We start from the raw sequence: 21090 nt of genomic DNA, 5'->3' as shown, positions 1-21090 counted from the left end.
CATTGGGTACGGTCTTGCCCATGCGGATTCTTCTTGTCGGTGCCGGCGGTGTCGGTGCGGCGTTCTGTTCGATCGCCGGGCGGCGGGACTTCTTCGAGAAGATCGTGGTCTGCGACTACAACGAGGCCAGTGCGCAGCGTGCCGTCGCGGCGGTCGGCGACCAGCGGTTCACCGCCGCCCAGGTCGACGCGACCTCGGCCGACGCGGTCGCCGACCTGGTTCGCGAGCACCGCATCACCCACGTCATGAACGCCGTCGACCCGCGATTCGTGATGCCGATCTTCACCGGCGCCCTCGCCGGGGGCGCGGACTACCTCGACATGGCGATGAGCCTGTCGCAGCGCCATCCCGACCAGCCTTACCAGCTCACCGGTGTCAAGCTGGGCGACGAGCAGTTCGCGGTGGAGCAGGACTGGGCGGCGGCCGGCCGGCTGGCGCTGGTCGGTATCGGCGTGGAGCCCGGGCTCTCCGACGTGTTCGCGCGCTACGCCGCGGATCATCTGTTCTCCGAGATCGACGAGCTCGGCACCCGCGACGGCGCCAACCTGACCGTCGAGGGCTACGAGTTCGCCCCGTCGTTCTCCATCTGGACCACGATCGAGGAGTGTCTGAATCCTCCGGTGATCTGGGAGGCGGACCGCGGCTGGTTCGTCACCGAACCGTTCAGCGAGCCGGAGGTGTTCGACTTCCCTGACGGCATTGGACCGGTCGAGTGCGTGAACGTGGAGCACGAAGAGGTGCTGCTGATGCCGCGCTGGGTCAAGTGCAAGCGCGCCACGTTCAAGTACGGCCTCGGCACCGAGTTCATCGACATGCTCAAGGCCCTGCACAAGCTGGGCCTCGACCGCACCGAGAAGGTGACGGTCGGCAGTGCGAACGGCCCCGTCGAGGTCAGCCCTCGCGACGTCGTCGCCGCGTGCCTGCCCAACCCGGCGACCCTCGGCCCGAAGATGAAGGGCAAGACCTGCGCCGGGCTGTGGGTGACGGGGACCGGCAAGGACGGCAACCCGCGCTCGACGTACCTGTACCACGTGGTGGACAACGAACAGACGATGGCCGAGTACGGCCACCAGTGTGTTGTGTGGCAGACGGCCATCAATCCCGTTGTCGCACTGGAACTCCTGGCCAACGGCACCTGGAGCGGGCGCGGCGTGCTGGGGCCGGAGGCGTTCGACGCGCAACCGTTCCTCGACCTGCTGAACGAATACGGCTCACCCTGGGGCGTCAAGGAACTGTAGTTTCGGGCGCATGCCCCAAGAGCTCACCGCCGAGCAGGCCGCCGCACGACTGACACCCGCCGACACGTTGGGTATCCCACTCGGCCCCGGCCAGCCCCCCGCGTTCCTGCGCGCCCTCGGGGAGCGGGAGGACTGGACGGATCTCCGGGTCTTCGGCGCACTGCTGGCCGTGATGACCGACCTGTTCTCCCGGGAGGGTGTGCACTACCGGTCGGGGTTCTACGGCCCCCTCGAGCGGGCGCTGCTCGGCGCGGGCGCCCGGGTGGAGTTCGCGCCCGCGGACTTCCGCCGCTTCGGGCCGCTGCTCGAGCGTCAGTGTCCACGGGTGATGACGACGGTCGCGGCGCCGCCGGACGGCGACGGCTGGTGCTCACTGTCGCTGCACGCGGGCGGGACCATCGACGAGCTGCGGCGGGCAGGCGCCGATCCCGACCGGCTGCTGGTGGTCGAGGTGTCGGAGGCCTACCCGCGCACGTTCGGGCTGGGAACAGAACACCGCCATGCCCTGCACGTCGACGAGATCGACATCCTCGTCACGTCGAGCGACGCGCCCCTCGAATTGCCGGGAGGCGACGCGGAACCGTCCGACGCCGACCAGGCCATCGCGAAGCACGCCGTCGGCTTCATCTCACCGGGGGCGACCCTGCAGGTCGGAATCGGCTCGATTCCCAATCAGATCGCGACGCTGCTGGCCGAGGGCGACGGCGGCGACTACGGACTGCACAGCGAGATGTTCACCGACGGCTGCATGAAGCTGCACCGCGCGGGCAAGATCAGCAATGCGCGCAAGGGCCAGTACGACGGGGTGAGCGTCACGACGTTCGCCTTCGGCTCCAAGGACCTTTACGCCTGGCTGGACGGCAACACCGACGTCGCATTCCTCCCGGTCGAGATCGTCAACTCGCCGGAGGTGATCGCCGCCAACGACGGCATGATCTCGATCAACGGCGCCCTCGGGATCGATGTCCAGGGTCAGGTCGTCGCCGACACCATCAACGGCGACCAGTTCAGCGGGATCGGCGGCGCCGAGGACTTCGTGGCGGGCGCCGGCCTCGAAGTGTCGGACCGCTCGCTGATCTGCCTGCCCGCGACGTACACGAAGGACGACGAACTCCGCTCGCGGATCGTGCCGGCCTTCGGCCCCGGCGCGCTGATCACGACGCCACGCCACCACGTCGACGTGATCGTCACCGAGTACGGCGTCGCCGAACTGGAAGGTCTCACCGTCCGCGAGCGCGGTGAGGCACTGGCCGCGATCGCCCACCCGAAGTTCCGCGACGAACTCCTGGCGGCCACGGAGGGCACGAGTGCCTGACGACGCCCGCCGCTTCGTCGTCATCGGGGGCGGTCTCGCCGGCCTCGCCTCCGCGGTGTGGCTGGCCGAGGCGGGCAGGGACGTCACGCTGCTCGAACGCCGCGGGCAACTCGGTGGGCGCACGCACGCGATGCGCGCCGACCTCGTCGACGACGTCCCGGACAACGGTCAGCACGTCGTCGCGAGCGGATACCGGAATCTGTGGCGCTACCTCACCAGTGTCGGCACCCGCCAATACGTCGAGTTCCCGAAGAGCTCGACGCTGCGCTGGCCCGACGGCCGGAAGACCACGGTGCAGACCAGCGGAATCGGTGCGCTGCGAACACTGTTCGGTATTCACCCCGACGCCGGTGTCCTCGACCGGTTGCGTGCCGCCCGCGCCACGATCCGCCTCGGCCGCCAGGCGCTGCGCCAGCCCGCGGACCTCGCCGACCTCACCACAGAGCAGTGGTTCGAACGGGTGGGGATGCCGGCCACCGCGCGAGAAGCGCTCTGGGACTGGCTCGCCCTCGGCATCGCGGCCGAACCGGTGTCGCGCGAGTCGGCGCGGGTGTTCGCCAACGTCCTGGCCACCGGCATCCGCCTCGGCATCCGGCACCGCGTCCCGGTCGCCATCGGCTACCCGACCGTGGACCTGGGGACGCTGTACATCTCGGGCGCCGTGAGCTGTTCGAAGAGCGTGGTGTCACGGTGCGGTACCGCACGGTCGCGAGGCGCATCGTCATCGAGGACGGCGCCGTCACCGGGGTGCTGCTGGCGGACGGCACCACCGTCCCGGCCGACGCGGTGATCTGTGCGGTGCCCAACTCTGCGATCGGCGGACTGCTCGACGACCTTCCGGAGCACGCCGAGATCTACGCGGCGGCAGACAAACTGGGGTATACCCCGATTGTCAGCACCAACCTCTACCTCGACCGCCCCCTGGGCACCGAATCCGCGTTCGAGGGGCTCATCGGCGGCACCGGCGTCATCGACGAGGTGTTCGACCGGCAGATCATGCACGGCAGGCGCACCGACCGGGCGTGGCTGTACTGCCTGACCACCAGCGGCGCCTACGAGCAGATCCACAAGAGCAACGACGAGATCGTCGACGAGCAACTGGCGCTGCTGCGTCGGTACTACCCCGCTGCCGCGGACGCGAAAGTGGTTCAGGCGCAGGTGGTCAAGATGCCCAAGGCGACCTTCTCGCAGGTGGTCGGCACCGATGCGCTCCGCCCGCCGCAACGCACGTCGGTGCCGTCGCTCGCGCTCGCCGGGGACTGGACGGCCACCGACTGGTCGGCGACGATGGAGAGCGCGGTGCAGAGCGCGGCGAGGGCCGTCGACCTGGTTCTCTCTACAGAGGGTTGAGGATCCGGTCCAGGAACTGGCGGGTCCGCTCCTCTTTCGGGTCGCCGATCACCTCGTCGGGGGTGCCCTGCTCGAGGATGATGCCCTGGTCGGTGAAGAGCACCTGCTGGGAAACCTGTCGTGCGAACTGGATCTCGTGCGTGACGATCACCAAGGTCCAGCCCTCGACGGCGAGGTCCTTGATCACCGACAGCACCTCACCGACGAGCTCGGGATCGAGCGCGGAGGTCGGTTCGTCGAACAGCACCAGTTTCGGCTTGAGCGCCAGCGCCCGCGCGATGCCGACGCGCTGCTGCTGGCCCCCGGAGAGCTGGTACGGGTACTGGTCGCGTTTGTCGGCGAGACCCACCTGGCCGAGCAGTTCGAGAGCCTCGGCCTCGACCTCGTCGCGGGGCCGCTTCTGGACGATCAGCGGGCCCTCGGTGATGTTCTGCAACACCGTCTTGTGCGGGAACAGGTTGTGGCTCTGGAAGACGAAACCGCTGCGCGACTGGAACCGGCGCACCTCGGGTTTGGGCACCGGGGTGGAGAAGTCGATCTCGACGTCGTCGACCCTGATCACCCCGGCATCGGCTCGATCGAGCGCGTTGAGGGTGCGCAGCAGCGTGGTCTTGCCCGAACCCGACGGGCCGATGATCGCGGTCGCCGTGCCTCGCTCGACGGTGAACGAGACGCCGTTGAGGACGTTGTTGTCGCCGAAGGCTTTGTACACACCCTTGGCGACGACGCGGTAGTCGGTCTCGGACTCGGTCTGAGATGCGTTCGGGAAGTCGGTCATCGGGCCACGAACCTTTCCAGTCGGCGTTCGAAGCGGTTCTGGGCGAACGACAGCACCAGGCAGATCACCCAGTAATACAGCGCCGCGGTGCCGTACAGGGCGAAGAACTCGAAGGTCGGCGCCGCCACGTTCTGCGCTGTCCGGAACAGTTCGGTCACCAGGATCACCGATGCCAGCGACGTGTCCTTCACCAGCGAGATCAGGGTGTTGGACAGCGGCGGCACGGCGACGCGGGTCGCCTGCGGGAGGATGATCCGCCGCAGCGCGCCGGTGTAGTTGAAGCCGATGGTCTCGGCTGCCTCCCACTGACCCTTGGGAATGCTCTGGATGGCCGCGCGGATGATCTCCGCGGCGTAGCCGCCGACGTTGAGACTGAACGCGATCACCGCCGCGGGGAACGGGTCGATCCGCACGCCGATCTGCGGCAGCGCGAAGAACACGATGAACAGCTGCACGAGCAGTGGCGTGCCGCGAATGATCGAGATGTAGAACCGCGAGACACCTGAGAGCAACCAGTTCGACGACAGCCGGCCCAGCGCCACCACCAGGGCGATGACGAGACCGATGGCGAAGCTGATGATCGTCAACGGGATCGTCATGGTGAGCGCGGCCTTGGCCAGCGGCCAGAGGTTGTCGGCGATCAGTCGCCATGTGCTCTGTGGCGGCGGCTTTGACAGGTCGATGGTGAGGTACTTCTGCGACAGCTCCGAGAGCTTGCCCTCGGCACGCAGTTCGTTGAGTGCGCGGTTCAATTCGGGCAGCATGCCGCTGTTCTTCCGGGCGGCGAAGGCCTGCTCACTCGTCTCGCCCGTGTTCGCGGCGACCTTGATCGGAGCGTCGGGACGTTCGGACAGGTAGGCCTGCACGCTGAGGGTGTCGTTGACGACGGCGTCCACCCGGCCGTCGTTGAGCACGGCCATCGCCTGGGCGAAACCGTCGACGGAGACGATCTGCGCGCCCGCCTGACGGGCCACCTCGGCCCAGTTGCTTGTCGGCGTCTGCGCGGCGCGTTTGCCCTTCAGGTCGGCCAGGGACGTGATGGAGGTGTCGTCGGCGCGGGTGACGATCACGCCCTCGGCGGTCGAATACGGTTCGGAGAGATCGTATTTGGCCTCCCGCTCCGGGGTGATCGTCACCTCGTTGGCGACGATGTCGAAGCGGTCGGCTTCCAGGGCGGCGAAGATCGAGTCCCACGACGTCTCGACGAACTCGACGCGCACCCCCAGCTTGTCGCCGACGGCGCGCGCCACGTCCACGTCGTAGCCGGCGAGTTGGCCGCCCTGTGCGGGGTCGTGGAACGAGTAGGGCGGGTAGATGCCCTCGGTGCCGACCCGCAGCACCCCCGCGGCGGCGATCGGCTCGTCGCTCTCGCTCTCCGAGGACGCGCACGCCGACAGCATCAGCGCGGCGAGCAGGAGCACCGGCAGAAGGGCTCTTCGTAGGGAGTGCACCGGCGGACGCTAGCAAGCCGGCGGCGCCATAAGAAGAGTTCTGCTCACGTCGTCATCGATCAGTGCGGGACCGCATGCTCGGAGTCCCCGCGGCACCCAGCAATTCGCGTGCATAATCACTGACAGCGGTGCCTGATCACCATCGGCACAGAATGCGGCGAGAAGAAGCGGGAGGAAATGGCCGGACGCGAGCCTCCTGAGCTCACCATCATGTGCGCCGACCATGCCCCGCACACCATCCGCGCCAGCGCGGGCGCCATCACCGTCGGCCGCGACCTGCCCGCCCACATCCGCATCGTCGACCAGCGGGTGTCCCGCACACACCTTCTCATCGAGCCCGCGGGCGGCGCCTGGACGGTCGCCGACGCCCACAGCACCAACGGCACCTTCCTCGACGGCGAACGCATCGAGGGCCCGGTCGCCGTGACCGACGGCCTCACCGTCCGGATCGGCCATCCCGACGGCATCGCCGTCACCTTCAAGCTCGCACCGTCCGACGTTTCCGCACACAAGCCATTGACGTTGCCGCAGACCCGGCACGGCGATCAGGAGATAGACACCGACGAGATCGATCCGCGCAACGCCGTCGCGGGCGCCGCCGTCAGGGCCCGGCGAGAAGAGCTCGGCTTCTCCCGCCAGGACCTCGAGGACGACGGGGTGATCGGCACGGTCGACCTCGCCGCCTTCGAACGCGGCGCCGTCTGGCCCGGCGAGGGCGTGCGGGCCAGGATCGAGAAGACGCTGAAGTGGCCGGTGGGCACCCTCGACCGGGTGCACTCGGGCGGGACCGTTCCGGACGAACCCGACGAGACGACCGAATTCATCACCGAGAGTGTGCGTATCGCGGTGCTCGTCGACTCGTACGAGCTGACGCTGAGTGCGATCAAGGCCAGGGCGGCGGCCCTGTCGGTCGTGGCGTCGGCGACGTTCGACGACGACGCGGCACTGCTGGCGGACCTGCGCCGGCTCGAGGCGTCCGTCGTCGACACGATCCGCGGGGCCAAGGAGACGTCGGCGCTGGTGCTGGTTCTCAGCGCCGTGCGGCGCACCTACCGCCAGCTGGTCTCCCGCGCCGCGAGTGCGCCCGAGGCGCCGCTGAGCGTGCGGCTGTACGCCGCACGGCGCGAGGCCGAGCTCACTCCCGACGAGACGGCCACCGCCGCGGGTGTCGACGCGCAGGTGGTTGCCGACGCCGAGGCGGATCGCGAGATCAGCGCCGTCGCCGTGGCCGCGTTGGAGGCGTTCCTCGCCGAGCTCGCCGGCCGCTGAGCGGATTCGCTACCCGGGCAAATAGATCCACGGTTTGCGGGGAAGCGCCGCCGGGTCGAACCGGCTTGCCAGCTCGGTCAGTGTGGCCGCCGGCCAGCCGAGGGACTCCGCGATCTGCGCGACGGCCCGGCCGACACCGATCTCGGCGAGGGTTACCGCGCCGTCGCGTTTCGCCAGCCGGGCGCCGTCGGCGTTCAGCACGAGCGGCACGTGGGCGTAGGTCGGTTCGGGGTGACCGAGCAGTCGGGCCAGGTATGCCTGTCGGGGCGAGGACGCCAGCAGGTCGTCGCCGCGGACGATCTGGTCGACGCCCTGGGCGGCGTCGTCCACCACCACCGCGAGGTTGTAGGCGGGTACGCCGTCGCCGCGCCGGACCACGAAGTCGTCGACGATGCCGGTGTATTCGCCGTGCAGCAGGTCGGTGACGGTGTAGGTGTGCACGTCGGTGCGCAGCCGCAGCGCAGGCGGCCGGTCGGTTTCGGCGCGACGGCGGCCGCGTTGCGCGGCGGTCAAATCCCGGCAGGTGCCCGGATAGGCACCCTCCGGCGCGTGAGGCGCCCGCGGTGCCTGCGCGATATCCCTTCGGCTGCAGTAGCATTCGTAGACCCGGCCGGCGCCGGCCAGCTGGTCGACAACGGCGTCGTAGCGGTCGCGGTGCTGTGACTGCCACTCCGCGGGGCCGTCCCACGTGAGCCCGATGGCCGCGAGGTCGTCGAGTTGGCGCTGCGCCACATCGGGGCGGGTGCGGTCGTCGAGGTCCTCCACCCGCATCAGGAAGCGCCTACCGGTGGAGCGGGCGAACAGCCACGCGAGCACTGCGGTGCGCAGGTTGCCGATGTGCAGATCGGCCGACGGGCTCGGCGCGAACCGGCCCGCGGGGGTGCGGGTCACGACCGCAATCTAGCCGGAACCGGGGTGTCGGTGGGCGTCGGTAGTATCGAACACATGTTCGAGGAGTTGGCGGCGGTGCCGTTCGGGGCTGACGAGGCCCGGTTGCATGCGCGGCTGGCGGAGTTGGAGACGGCCAAAGCTGCGTGCGCTGCGGGGCAGGCGCGGGTGGCCGCCGAACTGGACGCTGTGCGGCGTGCACGGGAGGCCGCCGAGGGGGTGCCGGCATCGAAGCGGGGTCGGGGTTTGGCCACCGAGATCGCGCTGGCGCGGCGGGCGTCGCCGAATCAGGGTGGCCGGCATCTGGGGTTCGCCCGGGCGCTGGTGCATGAGATGCCGTGCACGCTGTCCGCGTTGACGTGTGGGGCGCTCACCGAGTGGCGGGCGACCATCATCGTGCGCGAGTCGGCATGCCTGTCGGTCGAGGACCGGCGCAGGTTGGATGCCGAACTGTGCGGTGAGATGGCCCGCCTCGAAGGGTGGGGAGACGGCCGGATCGAGGCCGAGGCGAAGAAGATCGCCTACCGGTTGGACGCGCAGGCGGTGGTGGATCGGGCGGCCAAGGCGCCCAGTGAGCGGACGGTGACGACGCGGCCCGCCCCCGATTGCATGGTGTACGTGACCGCGCTGCTGCCGGTCGCCCAAGGGGTCGGGGTGTACGCCGCGCTCAAGCGTGCGGCCGACACCACCGGTGACGGCCGCAGCCGCGGCCAGGTGATGGCCGACACCCTCTATGAGCGGGTCACCGGCCAAAAGGCCGCCGATCCGGCGCCGGTGAGCGTCGATCTGGTGATGTCGGATCGGGCGCTGCTCGGTGGGGATGCCGAGCCGGCGCACCTGCAGGGCTATGGGCCGGTGCCGGCGCAGATCGCGCGGCGGATGGTGGCCGATGCTGCGGGGGTGGGTGCGGCGGCGTTGCGGCGGCTCTACGCGCGGCCAGCGTCGGGGGCGTTGGTGGCGATGGAGTCGCGGTCGCGGTGTTTCCCGAAAGCCTTGGCGAAATTCGTCGATCTGCGTGATCAGCGGTGTCGTACCCCGTACTGCGATGCGCCGATCCGCCACCACGACCACGCCCACCCCCATCACAAGGGCGGGCCGACGAGCGCGGTCAACGGCTTGGGTGAGTGCGCGCGGTGCAATTACGACAAGGAAGCCCCGGGCTGGCAGGTCGCCACCAGCGAGGTCGACGGCGTGCACACCGCGCAGTTCGTCACCCCCAGCGGGGGCCGCTACCTTTCGACCGCACCGCCGGCGCCGGGAACACTGAACATCCTGGTCAAGCGACCGCACCAGCGAATCGCCTGCGGCCCGGCGTTACTCAAGAACCGGCTGCACCCAGACCGGGAACGATATCGGCCACGTCGAACGTGACCGGCCGCTCGAGCTGGTCATAGGTACATGATCGCGGGTCCCGATCGGGACGCCAGCGGTTGAACTGCGCGGTGTGCCGGAAGCGCTGGCCCTCCATGTGGTCGTAGCGGACCTCGACCACGCGCTCGGGACGCAGGGGTACGAACGAGAGGTCCTTGCCGGAGTTCCAGCGTGAGCCGGCGTTGCGCCCGGGGGTGCCGGCCTCCATCTGCGCGGCCCAATTCCACGGATGGCCGTCGAAGCTGGTGACCAGCGGCTGCAGCTCGGTGAACAGCGTCCGGCGGGTGGCCATCGGAAAGGCGCCGATGACGCCGACGGACGCGAGGCCGCCGCCGTCGTCGTACAGCCCGAGCATCAGGGATCCGATCGCGTCGTCCCCCGACTTGTGCAGCCGGTATCCCGCCACCACGCAGTCCGCGGTGCGCTGGTGCTTGATCTTGAACATGACGCGTTTGTCCGGTTGATACGTCACGTCCGGCGGTTTGGCGATCACCCCGTCCAGCCCGGCGCCCTCGAACTCGTCGAACCACCGCTGTGCCGTGGCGAGGTCGGTGGTGACCGGTGTGACGTGGAACGACGGCCCGGATCCCGCGAGGGCGTCGACGAGCGCGGCGCGGCGCTCACTGAACGGCCGACCGGTGTAGTCGGTATCGCCGAGCGCGAGCAGGTCGAACGCGATGAACGACGCCGGCGTCGTCTCGGCGAGCATCCGCACCCGCGACGCGGCGGGATGCACGCGCAGCTGCAGCGCCTCGAAGTCGAGACCCGAGCCGGTGGCGATGACGATCTCGCCGTCGATCACGCACCGCGCGGGGAGTTCGGCCGTGGCCGCCGCGACCAGTTCGGGGAAGTAGCGCGTCATCGGCCGTTCGTTGCGGCTGCCGAACTCCACCTCGTCGCCGTCTCGGAAACAGATCGACCGGAAGCCGTCCCATTTGGGCTCGTACATCGCCTCGGGCGGGATCGCCGGCACCGACTTCGCGAGCATCGGCCGCACCGGCGGCTGGACGGGCAGCTGCATCGGACCATTCTTGCCGTCGCTGCTCGAGAGTGCCGCCAGTATTACGAGACGCTTGATTTCCGGAACTACTCGGTCCAGTATTACGGGATGCCGGGATCCGCAGCGACGATGAACCCGCCGATCGAGCGCAGAGCCCGGCGGGGCCGCCCCCGCGACCACCGGCTGGACGCGGTGATCGTCGACGCGACCGTCGCCGAGGTCGCTGCCAAGGGGTGGGGCGGCGCGACCATCGAAGGAATCGCCACCCGGGCTGGTGTCGGCCGCGGCTCGATCTACCGCCGCTGGCGGAGCAAGGGTGAGCTCGTCCAGTTCGTGGCGGTGTCCATCACCGCGCCGACCGATTCGGTGGACACCGGATCCTTCGTCGACGACCTGTTCGCCGCCATGCTCCCGATCGCGGACATGCTCACCCAGCCCGAACTCGCAGCACTGCTGCCGGCGCTGCTCGCCGAAGCGACCAACGACGAGTCGATTCGATCGATCGTTCGCACCTTCGCGGGCCGCTGCCGCCAGCCGGTGCTCGACGCGGTGGAACGGGCACGCCTGCGCGGCGACGTGCCGCCCTCGACCGACGCCGACGCACTCGTCGACATGCTCGCCGGCGGGCTCGTGTACCGGCGCCTCCTGCTCGGCGAGGCCGCTGACGAACCGGCGGTCCGCGCACTGATCCGGCAGGCCGTGTCATGACCGAGATCCTGGACGTCGACCTCACCGATCCGCAGCTCTACACGGCGGGCTTCCCGCACGAGGTCTTCACCGAGTTGCGCCGACGCGGGCCGGTGCACCGCCACCTGGCCGTCGAGGGCCGCCCCTCGATCCCGTCGATCCCGTTCTGGTCGATCGTCACCCACCCCGAGATCCAGCAGGCCAATCGCGACTGGAAGACCTTCGCGGCCGCCGGTGGCCCGATGATGGCGGCCGACCCGCTGCTGTCCGCCGGCCGGACGCTGGTGTCGATGGACCCGCCCGACCAGGCGGAGATGCGCCGGATCATCACCTCGGAGTTCACCCCGCGCATGATCGGCAGGCTCGAGCAGCGCATCGCCGCCCGGACCGCGGACATCCTCGCGGCGGCGGCGGGGGACACCTGCGACTTCGTCCGCGACATCGCCTATCAGGTGCCGATGCACCTCATCGCCGACATCGTGGGCATCCCCGAGACCGACCGGCCCTGGGTGTTCGAGCGGGTCGACCACCTCCTCAAATCGGGCAACCCGTACAACGGCTACTCCGACGAGGATCGGCTCGGTTTCCAGGTCGAACTCTTCGAGTACGCGCAGCGGCTCACCGCCGACAAGCGGGCCAACCCGACCGACGACGTCTGGACCAAGCTGGCCGGTCAGCTCGACGGCTTCGAACTCGAGATGTTCTTCCTCATCCTGGCCATCGCCGGCAGCGAGACCACGCGCAACGCGCTGGCGCAGGGACTCATCGCGCTGCTCGACGATCCGGCCCAGCTCGATGAGCTGCGGACGAGTCCCGACCTCTGCGCCACTGCCGCCGACGAAGCCATCCGCTGGTCGAGCCCGGTCATCTTCTTCGGACGGACCGCCACCGTCGATGTGACCATCGGCGACGCGAACGTCCAGGCGGGTGACCGCGTGCTGCTCTGGTACCCGTCGGGAAACCGCGACGAGTCCGTCTTCGACGACCCCTTCCGTTTCGACGTCCACCGCTTCCCCAACCCGCACGTGTCCTTCGGCGGTGGCGGCGTGCACTACTGCCTCGGCGCGAACCTCGCCCGCAAGGAGGTGCAGGTGGTGTTCGGGGCCGTCGCGGCCGGCTACGACGTCGAGCTCGCCGGTCCGCCGGTGTGGTCCGGTGGCGGACCGGTGCACAACGTCGGTATCGGAATCGACTCGCTGCCGATCCGGATCACCCCGCGCCGCTGAACCTGCGCCGAGGTGTCGATGACATTGCCCGGCGCATGCGGTCTGCACGACTATGGGAACCGTGCAGCTACCCGTTCAGCCCCCGATCGAGCCAATGCTGGCCAAGGCGCAGGCCAAGGTGCCGGCCGACGCGGGCGTGTGGTCCTACGAGCCGAAGTGGGACGGTTTCCGCGCCTTGGTCTTCCGCGACGGTGACGAGATCGTCCTTCAGTCCCGCTCGGGCAAGGACCTCGGCCGGTACTTTCCCGAACTGGCGGTGTCGCTGCGCGACGAGGTGGCCGAGCGCTGCGTGCTCGACGGTGAGATCGTGGTGCCCCGCGAGATCGGGGGCCGGATCCGCCTGGACTGGGAATCGCTGTCGCAACGCATCCACCCGGCGGTGTCGCGGGTGAAGCTGCTGGCCGAGCAGACCCCGGCGCACTTCATCGGATTCGATGCCCTCGCCGTCGGCGACACACTGCTCACCAAGGAGCCCTTCCGCGCCCGCAGGCAGGCCTTGGCCGACGCCGTGCACGAGAAGCAGTGGTGCCACGTCACCCGCACCACCGAGGACCCGCAGACCGGCGCGCAGTGGCTGGACACCTTCGAGGGCGCCGGACTCGACGGCGTGATCGCCAAGCGGCTCGACGGTCCGTACCTTCCCGGCAAGCGGGAGATGGTCAAGGTCAAGCACGCCCGCGACGCCGACTGCGTCGCAATGGGATACCGCATCCACAAGAGTGGCGAAGGCGTCGGATCGGTGCTGCTCGGGCTGTACCGTGACGACGGCGAGCTGCAGATGGTCGGCGGCGCAGCGTCGTTCAGCACGAAGGACCGTATCCGGCTGCTGGCCGAACTGGAACCGCTCCGGGAGGGTGACGACGTGCGTGAAGGCGATCCGAGCCGGTGGAACTCGGCCGCCGACAAGCGCTGGATCCCCGTCCGGCCGGAGCGGGTCTGCGAAGTGCACTACGACCAGATGGAGGGCAACGGCGACGCCGGTCAACGCTTCAGGCACGCGGTGAAATTCGTCCGCTGGCGGCCCGACCGAGACCCGCGCAGCTGCACCTTCGACCAGCTCGACGCGCCGCTCACCTACGACCTCTACGACGTACTGGAGTCCTGATGCCCACTCCCGCAGAGGAGATCGACGTCGACGGTGTGAAGGTCCGACTGACCAACCGCGACAAGCCGTACTTCCCGAAGCTGGGCGCCAAGGGCACCAAGGGGGCGTTGTTCGACTACTACAGGGCGGTCGCCGGTCCGATGGTCGCCGTCCTGCGGGACCGGCCGACGCATCTGCAGAGGTTCCCCGATGGCGTCGAAGGCGAGGAAATCTACCAGAAACGGGTGCCGCAGAAGCATCCCGACTACCTCGAGACGTGCACCGTCACCTTCCCGTCGGGCCGCACGGCCGACGCGCTGAAGGTCACCCACCCGTCGGCCATCGCGTGGGCCGCGCAGATGGGCACCGTCACCCTGCACCCGTGGCAGGTGCGCTGCCCCGACACCGAGCACCCCGACGAGCTTCGCATCGACCTCGACCCGCAGCCGGGCACCGGGTTCAAGGAGGCGAGCGCGGTCGCCGTCGGCGTCCTCAAACCGCTGCTCGACGAACTCGGGCTCACCGCCTACCCCAAGACGTCCGGCGGCCGAGGCGTGCACATCTTCCTGCGCATCGAGAGCAGCTGGGACTTCGTCGCCGTCCGCCGTGCCGGCATCGCGCTGGCCCGGGAGGTCGAACGACGCGCACCGGACGACGTCACCACGTCGTGGTGGAAGGAGGACCGCGGCGAGCGGGTGTTCATCGACTACAACCAGAACGCGCGCGACCGCACGTTCGCCTCGGCGTACTCGGCGCGCAAGACCCCGATCGCGACGGTGTCCACCCCGCTGACGTGGGACGAGCTGGCCGATGCCGACCCCGACGACTACACGATCGCGACAGTGCCCGACTTCGTGGCCGGCCGACCCGACCCGTGGGCGGGCATCGAGGAGACGGCGCACTCACTGCAGAAACTGCTCGACATGGTGGCCGCCGACGAGGACCGCGGTCTCGGCGACCTGCCCTACCCGCCGAGCTACCCGAAGATGCCGGGCGAACCGCCGCGGGTGCAGCCGAGCAAGAAGGTCGCCGCCAACTGGGACGAACACGGCAACCGGGTGACCGAGTGACGGCCCGCCGATGGCATTGAGCGCCTGGGCGGACACCATCCGCAGGGGCGCGGCGGGCGCCGCGCTGATCGCGATCGTGGTGGGCGGCATCGGGATCGGGACCTACATTCTGTTCGCCGCCGACGACCAGGCAGCCACCCCCGCCGCGCCGCGGACCCCGCCGGCATCGGTCGCACCGCCGGTGCCCGCGGCCAACGAGTTCACCGTCGGCGTCACGGTGACCGGGCGGGACTGCCCTCAGCCGCAGGAGTGCCTCTACACCTACACGATCGAGCCGAAGTACATCGGCGTGCGCCCGCTGCCCGAGCAGGAGCTGCAGGTGCACTACCGGGTGAGCGGTGGGCGCGAACCCCAGGACGGCACCTTCACCGTGCGCGGCCGCGAGGCGCGGTTCATGAAGGACGTCACGGTGGTCGGACCGGCCGGGGCGACACTGACGGCCGCCGTCCTCGACGTGGTGACGAGCCCGGTGTTCGGACCCACCCTCAGCACTCCGCCGGCACCCGGGTGAGGGAGCCGAGTACCCTGTCCCGTCCCGCCCGGTTCGCACAGGCTGACACCGTGGACGAACTCGACAGGTTGCGCACGGTCATCGGGCAGCTGGCTCCCAACGGCGACACCTTCCACATCACGAACTGCACACCGCAGGTCGCGGGATTCAATCAGGGTGTCGGTGTTCGCCGGTCCGGTGCTCGCGGCCGACGACCCGGTCTTCGTCGGGGAGGGCCCGAACGGTCCGGTGCGCGTGCAGATCCGGTTCGGTACTGGAAGGTGGTCGCCGCGGCCACCGACGGGAAACTGACCGCGTACGCCTTCGTCCTCGAGCAGGACCTGTCGGACGTCCCACTCGAACTGGCGATTCCGGACGCCTGGCGCGAGCTGATGATCCCGGTGAAGACCCTTCAACGCCGGCTCGGCGGCGTCACCTTCCCCGCACAGCTCAAGAAGGCCGACCAGTCGGGCACCGCCCGCGGTGCCGCGGTGCGGGCGGCGACCGGAATCGAGCTGGCCGGGCCGAGCGGAGACGGATCAGGCCGTCGGTACCACTCCGCGCGGAAGATTCAGCGGCAGGTCGTTGTAGGTGGCGATTCCGGGCGCCGCGGCGACGACCGCAGCGATCGCGTGGATCGGCGGCATCGCGGTCATGATGTGCCCGAGCACGAAGAAGTCCTCGATCGTCTTCGCGTTCTCGATCATGTCCTGCGGCGGTAGGAATCCCACCTGCATGTTGACCGTGGGCCTGCCCTCGATTTTGATCTTCCAGCCGTCCGCGTCGAGCTGCCAGTCGGGCTCCAGGGTCTGGCCCTTCTTCCACCGCACGTTGATGTCCACGACGGTCCTGCCGCCGGCGATGCCCTGCCAGCTCGCGGCGACACCCGCGACGTGACCGGCCGGGATGGTCCACGACGCCATCACCAGATCCTCTGTGGTCTGGGCGTATTCGGGAACGCACTTGATCTCGTCCAGCTCGACGCCGATCGCGTCGGCGACCAGTTGCACCGCCTCGGCGAACACCGCGGTGCCCTTCTCAGCCATCGGCTGCAGGTTCGGATCGTCGATCGCGGTGCCGAATCCCGTGGGGCGCTCGGTGTCGGGGGAGTCGTAGAGCGTGGTGTCCGCGGACTCGGCGATGATGATCTTGTCGACCCTGTCGCAGGCGGTGGCCGCCACGATCGCGAGCAGCTCCGCGAAGCCGGGGCTGACGCCGGAGCCGAACAGCGTCGATCCGCCCTTCTGGCAGGCCTTCTCGAGCTTGTCGCGGCCGTCGCCCAGATTGCGTCCGGTGATGAACGATGCGGACGCCACCACGTTGACACCGGCCTCGAGGATGCCCACCAGCTCGTCGACGTCGATCCACATCGGGTTGTACACGACGACGTCCGGCTTCAGGGCGAGCAGCTCGCCGACGTCGTTGGTGGCGGTGACGCCGAGCGGTTCGATGCCGCAGAGTTCGCCGACGTCGCGACCGGCCTTGTCGGCCGACCAGGCGTAGCAGCCGACGAGTTCGAGATGCGGGTTCCGCGCGATCGCCGCGACCGAACTCTTCCCGACGTTTCCAGTCGTCCACTGGACGACGCGATAGGTGTTTGGCACTCGCTCAGATTAGGGCGCGCACCAGTGTTTCGCGGCCTTTTTTACCGACCGGCGAAAAATAGTCCGTAGGCTGCCGGTGTGAGCAGCGACGTCGACCCGGCGGATGCGCCCCGGCGGGCGCGGGGCCGCCCGGCCCGCCTCGACCGCGAGCAGATCGTCGCGGCCGCCCGGACGGCGGGCCGCGGGCTGACCATGCAGGGGGTGGCCGACGCCCTCGGCGTCAGCCGCAAGGCGCTGCACTACTACGTGGGGGACCGGCAGGGCCTGCTCACGCTGGTGGTGCTTGACCGGTTCGAGTCGGAGCTACGCCGTGTGGAGCTGCCCGAGGACGGCGACTGGCGCATGGTGCTGCGCTCCTATGCGTTCGCGTTCCGGGACGGCCTGATCCAGGTCGGCGTCCAGATGAGCAGCGCCGTCGACCACTCGCCGTTCCACGGCGTCGGTGCCACCGCCGTGCTCGCGCTGGCCGAACGCGTACTCGACGCGATGCTGACCGCCGGGTTCGGCGTCGACGATGCGCGCCGGGGCGTCACCGCCGTGGCCAACATCGCCCAGGCGGCCGCCCAGGAGGCCACCCACACGTCGGTGCACGACAGGCACGAGGCGGAGACCCGCGCGGCGCTGCTACGCGCGGCAGACACGGACTACCCGGCACTGCGGAGGGTGCTGGCCGCGGCGTCGGCGTCGGACGACGGTCAGTTCGAGTTCGAACTCGACTTGGCGATCGCCGGACTCGAGCGGCTGCTGGGTGAGGTCAGCCGGCGGTGAGAGTGGCCTTGCCGGTGCGTTCCTGACCGGCCCGGTCGATCCAGGTCAGGTCGATCACGTCGCCCGGGTAGTGCCGGTCGAGCACGAAGGTCAGGTCGGTCGCGGTGCCGATCGGGGCGCCGTCGATCGCGGTGAGGACGTCACCGTCCAGCAGACCGGCCTGCTCGGCAGGCCCGCCACGCAGCACCTCCTGGATGATCACGCCGGGGCCGCTGCGCGGAGCGGTGCGCACACCGACGCCCAGCAGCGACGGCGGACCGATGTGGATCGACTCCGAGGGCACCAGGCTGCGGATCTGGCCGGCGATGCCCACGGCGTCGTTGATCGGGATCGCGAAGCCCTTGCCGCCGGGCCCCAGCTGATAGTTCACCGACGCGGCGGTGGTGATTCCGACGACCTGCCCGGCGCCGTTGACCACGGGCCCGCCCGAGTCACCGGCGCGCACCGGAGCCGCGAACTCGATCAGCCCGTTCAGCTCGTCCGAACTGCCGGTCAGCGCGTCCTCGGCCTCGACCGTGCGGCCGAAAGCGGTGACCGTCCCGACTTCGCGGGTCAGCGGTGCTCCACTGCCGTCGGCGTTGCCGAGCGCCACCACCGGTTCGCCCGGGACCAGGGCTGACGAGTCGCCGATCGGCGCCACCGGCAACCCGCCGGCGCCGAGCAGCTGCAGCACGGCGACATCCTGGCCGCGGTTGTATCCGACCAGCTGAGCCGGATAGGAGCGGCCGGCCACGCTGGCACTGATCCGGTCGGCGCCCTGGACGACGTGGTAGTTGGTCAGCACCTGACCGCCCGGATCGAGGACGATGCCCGTCCCCGTCCCGAACACGTTCTGGTAGTCGATCTCCGTGTCCAGCCGCACCACGGCGGGCTCCACCTGCGCGGACGCCGCCACCGGATCGGCGGGAGCGGCCAGCGCCGTGCCGGCGAACGCGGGTGCGACCAGTGCCAGCACAGCGGCCAGCACGGTCAGGATCGTCAGCGGTCGTCGACGCGACTGGGGAACGGCCATGTGGTCCATAGTGGCGGTCAAATACCCAGGCTGTCGAAGAACCAACCGCGCACGCGGCTCGGAGGGCTCGTCGTCAGACTTGCGTCAGTCCTCGACCGCGACGCCGCCGCGCAGCCGGCGGCGGCGACTGCCTGAGGGTCGCCGGTTGCGCAACCGGCCGCCCGTGTCGGCCTCCGGATCGCCGGTCGGCTCCTCGGATGCCTGGTCAGCGGTCGGTTCGGGGGTCACCTCTTCGGCGTCGGACTCCGTGGGCTCCTCGGCGGTGACCTCGGCCGGCTGGTCGTCTGCGGCTTCCTCGGTCGTCTCGTCGGCGTCGGTGTCCTCGACGTCGTCGGTGTCTTCTGTGTCCGCTGTGTCTTCGGTCTCAGCGGCCTTCCTGCGGCCGCGCCGCTTGACCGAGGCCTTCTTCGGCTTGAGCGGCTTCGGCGGCGGCGGGGGCAGTTCGGCGACGAAGGCCAGGTGGAAGGTGAGCACTCCGAGCACCGCGATCGCGGCGGCCGCGCCGTAGATCCCGAACAGCCACGGGCCTGCGGTGTCGAGGCTCAACCAGATCTCGCTGACGGCCGCACCGATGATGAGCACGCCCGCCAGCACGTGCAGCGCCGCCGACCAGGCACGCAGGCCGAGTGCGAGCTGTGGCGTCTGGAATTCGGGGCGACGGGTGCGCTGCAGCGTGAACACGACCGGCAGCGCGGCGAGCCCGATCAGCGCGCCCGCCACGATGCGCAACACCGTGCCCAGCGTGTGGGAGGTCTCGCCCATCAGCTCGTACCACCGTGGCAGCACGAAGAAGAAGTACAGAAGCGCAGCGATCAATGAGAACGATGCGTGCCACGTCACCGCGACCGAGCGCCGCATACTCCTCCTCGAGTTCTCTGGTCACGGGGTGTGACCGGTTCGTTTGTTCCGGTCACACCCCGGGACCGAGTGCGGAGGATAGGGGATTTGAACCCCTGAGGGCTGTTAACCCAACCCGCGTTCCAGGCGAGCGCCATAGGCCACTAGGCGAATCCTCCGCGGGCCATGGTAGCCGACCGGGCTGGTGCTCCGGTTCCGGCGCGGGTATTACACTCAGGTCGGACCCCGCGCGGCGTCCATCCTGTGAACTCCCCCAGGGCCGGAAGGCAGCAAGGGTCAACGGGCTCTGGCGGGTGCGCGGGGTCCCCTTGGTTCTCGCTCATGTCGGTGAAAGGCTCGCGGTGTCGTTCCAGTCCCTCGGCCGCGACGAACTGGCCGCCCAGCACGAACTGCAGCAGCGCAATTACGCCGAGCTGCAGGCCAAGAAGCTGCAGCTTGACCTCACCCGCGGCAAGCCGTCGCCGGCCCAGCTCGACCTTTCCAACGAATTGTTGAGCCTGCCCGCCGGGGACTACCGCGACGGCGACGGCACCGACACCCGCAACTACGGCGGCCTGCACGGGCTGCCCGAACTGCGCGCCATCTTCGGCGAACTGCTGGGCATCCAGGTGCCGAACCTGATCGCAGGCAACAACGCCAGCCTGGAGTTCATGCACGACGCGGTGGTGTTCTCGCTGCTGCACGGCACCGTCGACTCGCCGCGGCCCTGGAAGGACGAGCCGCAGGTGAAGTTCCTGTGCCCCGCGCCGGGCTACGACCGCCACTTCGCGATCACCGAGAGCCTCGGCATCGAGATGATCACCGTGCCGATGCGCGAGGACGGCCCGGACGTCGACCTCATCGAGGAGCTCGTCGCCGCCGACCCGGCGATCAAGGGCATGTGGTGTGTGCCGGTGTTCGCCAATCCCACCGGTGTCACGTACTCCTGGGAGACGGTTCGCCGGCTTGTTCAGATGCGTACGGCCGCAAGCGATTTCCGACTGTTCTGGGACAACGCCTACGCGGTTCACACGCTCACCCACGACTTCCCGCGGCAGGTCGACGTGCTGGGGCTGGCCGCGGCGGCCGGCAACCAGAACCGGCCGCTGGTGTTCGCCTCGACCTCGAAGATCACGTTCGCCGGCGCCGGGGTCAGCTTCTTCGGCGGCTCGCTGGGCAACATCGCGTGGTACCTGCAGTACGCGGGCAAGAAGTCGATCGGCCCGGACAAGGTCAACCAGCTGCGGCACCTGCGGTTCTTCGGCGACGCCGACGGCGTGCGGCTGCAGATGCAGCGCCACCAGGAACTGCTGGCGCCGAAGTTCGCCCTGGTCGCCGAGATCCTCGAGGACCGGCTCGGCGAGTCGAAGATCGCGTCGTGGACCGACCCCAAGGGCGGCTACTTCGTCAGCCTCGACGTCTGGCCCGGCACCGCCCGCCGCACGGTCGCGCTGGCCAAGGACGCCGGCATCGCCGTGACCGAGGCGGGCGCGTCGTTTCCGTACCGAAAAGATCCCGACGACAAGAACATCCGCATCGCGCCGACCTTCCCGGCGCTGCCGGACCTGCGTGAGGCGATCGACGGCCTGGCCACCTGTGCGCTGCTCGCGGCGACCGAGTCCCTGCTCGCAACCTAGCGTGCACAGTCGTCG

General features: G+C 69.4%; 18 protein-coding genes, 1 tRNA gene, 1 other RNA gene and 1 pseudogene. 13 read left to right on the top strand and 8 right to left on the bottom strand.

The features are described 5' to 3' along the window. Positions 1 to 20: 20 nt before the first annotated feature. The 3 genes and pseudogenes from O6P37_RS23320 to hpnE all read left to right on the top strand — a co-directional run bounded on the left by O6P37_RS23320 (position 21) and on the right by hpnE (position 3903). Positions 21 to 1238: a saccharopine dehydrogenase family protein gene (locus O6P37_RS23320; RefSeq protein WP_269896312.1), complete on the top strand. Its 1218-nt coding sequence runs from the start codon at positions 21 to 23 to the stop codon at positions 1236 to 1238. Positions 1239 to 1248: 10 nt separating this feature from the next. Beyond that, complete coding sequence (locus O6P37_RS23315) at positions 1249 to 2553, top strand: acetyl-CoA hydrolase/transferase family protein (RefSeq protein ID WP_269896311.1); 1305 nt, start codon at positions 1249 to 1251, stop codon at positions 2551 to 2553. Next, positions 2546 to 3903 (top strand): annotated as a pseudogene (gene hpnE, locus O6P37_RS23310) (hydroxysqualene dehydroxylase HpnE). Before O6P37_RS23315 ends, hpnE begins: the two are co-directional and overlap by 8 nt. Here hpnE and O6P37_RS23305 read toward each other — a convergent pair. Both O6P37_RS23305 and O6P37_RS23300 read right to left on the bottom strand, forming a co-directional pair. After that, complete coding sequence (locus tag O6P37_RS23305) at positions 3890 to 4681, bottom strand: amino acid ABC transporter ATP-binding protein (protein ID WP_269896310.1); 792 nt, start codon at positions 4679 to 4681, stop codon at positions 3890 to 3892. The pseudogene hpnE and the gene O6P37_RS23305 overlap by 14 nt on opposite strands. Beyond that, positions 4678 to 6081 (bottom strand): ABC transporter permease subunit, encoded by a 1404-nt coding sequence (locus O6P37_RS23300; RefSeq protein ID WP_269896394.1) that lies wholly within the window; start codon positions 6079 to 6081, stop codon positions 4678 to 4680. The genes O6P37_RS23305 and O6P37_RS23300 overlap by 4 nt, the downstream gene beginning before the upstream one ends. A 228-nt stretch (positions 6082 to 6309) precedes the next feature. On the opposite strand from O6P37_RS23300, the gene O6P37_RS23295 reads away from it, so the two are divergent. Beyond that, entirely contained in the window at positions 6310 to 7401 is a 1092-nt protein-coding gene (locus O6P37_RS23295; protein WP_269896309.1) for an FHA domain-containing protein, read from the top strand. 9 nt (positions 7402 to 7410) lie between these two features. Here the strand turns inward: O6P37_RS23295 and gluQRS are convergent, their stop codons facing one another. Continuing rightward, positions 7411 to 8292 (bottom strand): tRNA glutamyl-Q(34) synthetase GluQRS, encoded by an 882-nt coding sequence (gene gluQRS, locus O6P37_RS23290; protein WP_269896308.1) that lies wholly within the window; start codon positions 8290 to 8292, stop codon positions 7411 to 7413. Between the two features lie 54 nt (positions 8293 to 8346). Between gluQRS and O6P37_RS23285 the strand changes: the two genes are divergently transcribed. Beyond that, on the top strand, positions 8347 to 9660 hold the full coding sequence (locus O6P37_RS23285; protein ID WP_269896307.1) for a 13E12 repeat family protein: 1314 nt from the start codon (positions 8347 to 8349) through the stop codon (positions 9658 to 9660). Here O6P37_RS23285 and O6P37_RS23280 read toward each other — a convergent pair. Then, complete coding sequence (locus tag O6P37_RS23280; RefSeq protein ID WP_269896306.1) at positions 9608 to 10681, bottom strand: ATP-dependent DNA ligase; 1074 nt, start codon at positions 10679 to 10681, stop codon at positions 9608 to 9610. The genes O6P37_RS23285 and O6P37_RS23280 overlap by 53 nt on opposite strands. A gap of 87 nt (positions 10682 to 10768) precedes the next feature. Between O6P37_RS23280 and O6P37_RS23275 the strand changes: the two genes are divergently transcribed. From O6P37_RS23275 to O6P37_RS23255, 5 genes are read left to right on the top strand one after another with little or no spacing between them, the layout of a single operon-like run. Further along, positions 10769 to 11368 (top strand): TetR/AcrR family transcriptional regulator, encoded by a 600-nt coding sequence (locus tag O6P37_RS23275; protein ID WP_269896305.1) that lies wholly within the window; start codon positions 10769 to 10771, stop codon positions 11366 to 11368. Further along, complete coding sequence (locus O6P37_RS23270; protein WP_269896304.1) at positions 11365 to 12573, top strand: cytochrome P450; 1209 nt, start codon at positions 11365 to 11367, stop codon at positions 12571 to 12573. Before O6P37_RS23275 ends, O6P37_RS23270 begins: the two co-directional genes overlap by 4 nt. A gap of 52 nt (positions 12574 to 12625) precedes the next feature. Next, positions 12626 to 13678, top strand: coding sequence for an ATP-dependent DNA ligase (locus tag O6P37_RS23265; RefSeq protein WP_269896303.1), 1053 nt, complete (start codon positions 12626 to 12628; stop codon positions 13676 to 13678). Next, positions 13678 to 14727, top strand: a complete 1050-nt coding sequence (gene ligD / locus O6P37_RS23260) for a non-homologous end-joining DNA ligase (RefSeq protein ID WP_269896302.1) — start codon at positions 13678 to 13680, stop codon at positions 14725 to 14727. The genes O6P37_RS23265 and ligD overlap by 1 nt, the downstream gene beginning before the upstream one ends. Positions 14728 to 14737: 10 nt before the next feature. Further along, positions 14738 to 15238 carry a hypothetical protein gene (locus tag O6P37_RS23255; protein ID WP_269896301.1) on the top strand — a complete coding sequence of 167 codons (501 nt, stop codon included), beginning with the start codon at positions 14738 to 14740 and terminating at the stop codon, positions 15236 to 15238. Between the two features lie 518 nt (positions 15239 to 15756). Here O6P37_RS23255 and O6P37_RS23250 read toward each other — a convergent pair. Next, on the bottom strand, positions 15757 to 16821 hold the full coding sequence (locus tag O6P37_RS23250; protein ID WP_269896300.1) for an NAD(P)H-dependent amine dehydrogenase family protein: 1065 nt from the start codon (positions 16819 to 16821) through the stop codon (positions 15757 to 15759). Between the two features lie 78 nt (positions 16822 to 16899). On the opposite strand from O6P37_RS23250, the gene O6P37_RS23245 reads away from it, so the two are divergent. Next, positions 16900 to 17589 carry a TetR/AcrR family transcriptional regulator C-terminal domain-containing protein gene (locus O6P37_RS23245; RefSeq protein ID WP_269896299.1) on the top strand — a complete coding sequence of 230 codons (690 nt, stop codon included), beginning with the start codon at positions 16900 to 16902 and terminating at the stop codon, positions 17587 to 17589. Here O6P37_RS23245 and O6P37_RS23240 read toward each other — a convergent pair. From O6P37_RS23240 to O6P37_RS23230, 3 genes are all read right to left on the bottom strand, one after another. Then, positions 17576 to 18601: a S1C family serine protease gene (locus O6P37_RS23240; RefSeq protein ID WP_269896298.1), complete on the bottom strand. Its 1026-nt coding sequence runs from the start codon at positions 18599 to 18601 to the stop codon at positions 17576 to 17578. The genes O6P37_RS23245 and O6P37_RS23240 overlap by 14 nt on opposite strands. An 84-nt stretch (positions 18602 to 18685) precedes the next feature. After that, a complete protein-coding gene (locus O6P37_RS23235; protein ID WP_269896297.1) occupies positions 18686 to 19459 on the bottom strand; it encodes a hypothetical protein in 774 nt (257 codons plus the stop codon). Positions 19460 to 19531: 72 nt separating this feature from the next. After that, positions 19532 to 19617, bottom strand: a tRNA-Ser gene (locus O6P37_RS23230). Between the two features lie 58 nt (positions 19618 to 19675). Between O6P37_RS23230 and ffs the strand changes: the two genes are divergently transcribed. Both ffs and O6P37_RS23220 read left to right on the top strand, forming a co-directional pair. Continuing rightward, positions 19676 to 19772: signal recognition particle sRNA small type (gene ffs / locus O6P37_RS23225), an RNA gene on the top strand. A 28-nt stretch (positions 19773 to 19800) separates the two neighbouring features. Beyond that, positions 19801 to 21075, top strand: coding sequence for an aminotransferase class I/II-fold pyridoxal phosphate-dependent enzyme (locus O6P37_RS23220; protein WP_264015674.1), 1275 nt, complete (start codon positions 19801 to 19803; stop codon positions 21073 to 21075). Positions 21076 to 21090 lie beyond the last annotated feature (15 nt).

Source organism: Mycobacterium hippophais (genome assembly GCF_027529605.1).
GTDB lineage: Bacteria > Actinomycetota > Actinomycetes > Mycobacteriales > Mycobacteriaceae > Mycobacterium > Mycobacterium arseniciresistens.
Note: the sequence above shows the minus strand (reverse complement) of the source record. Positions and strands in the feature narration are given on the sequence as shown.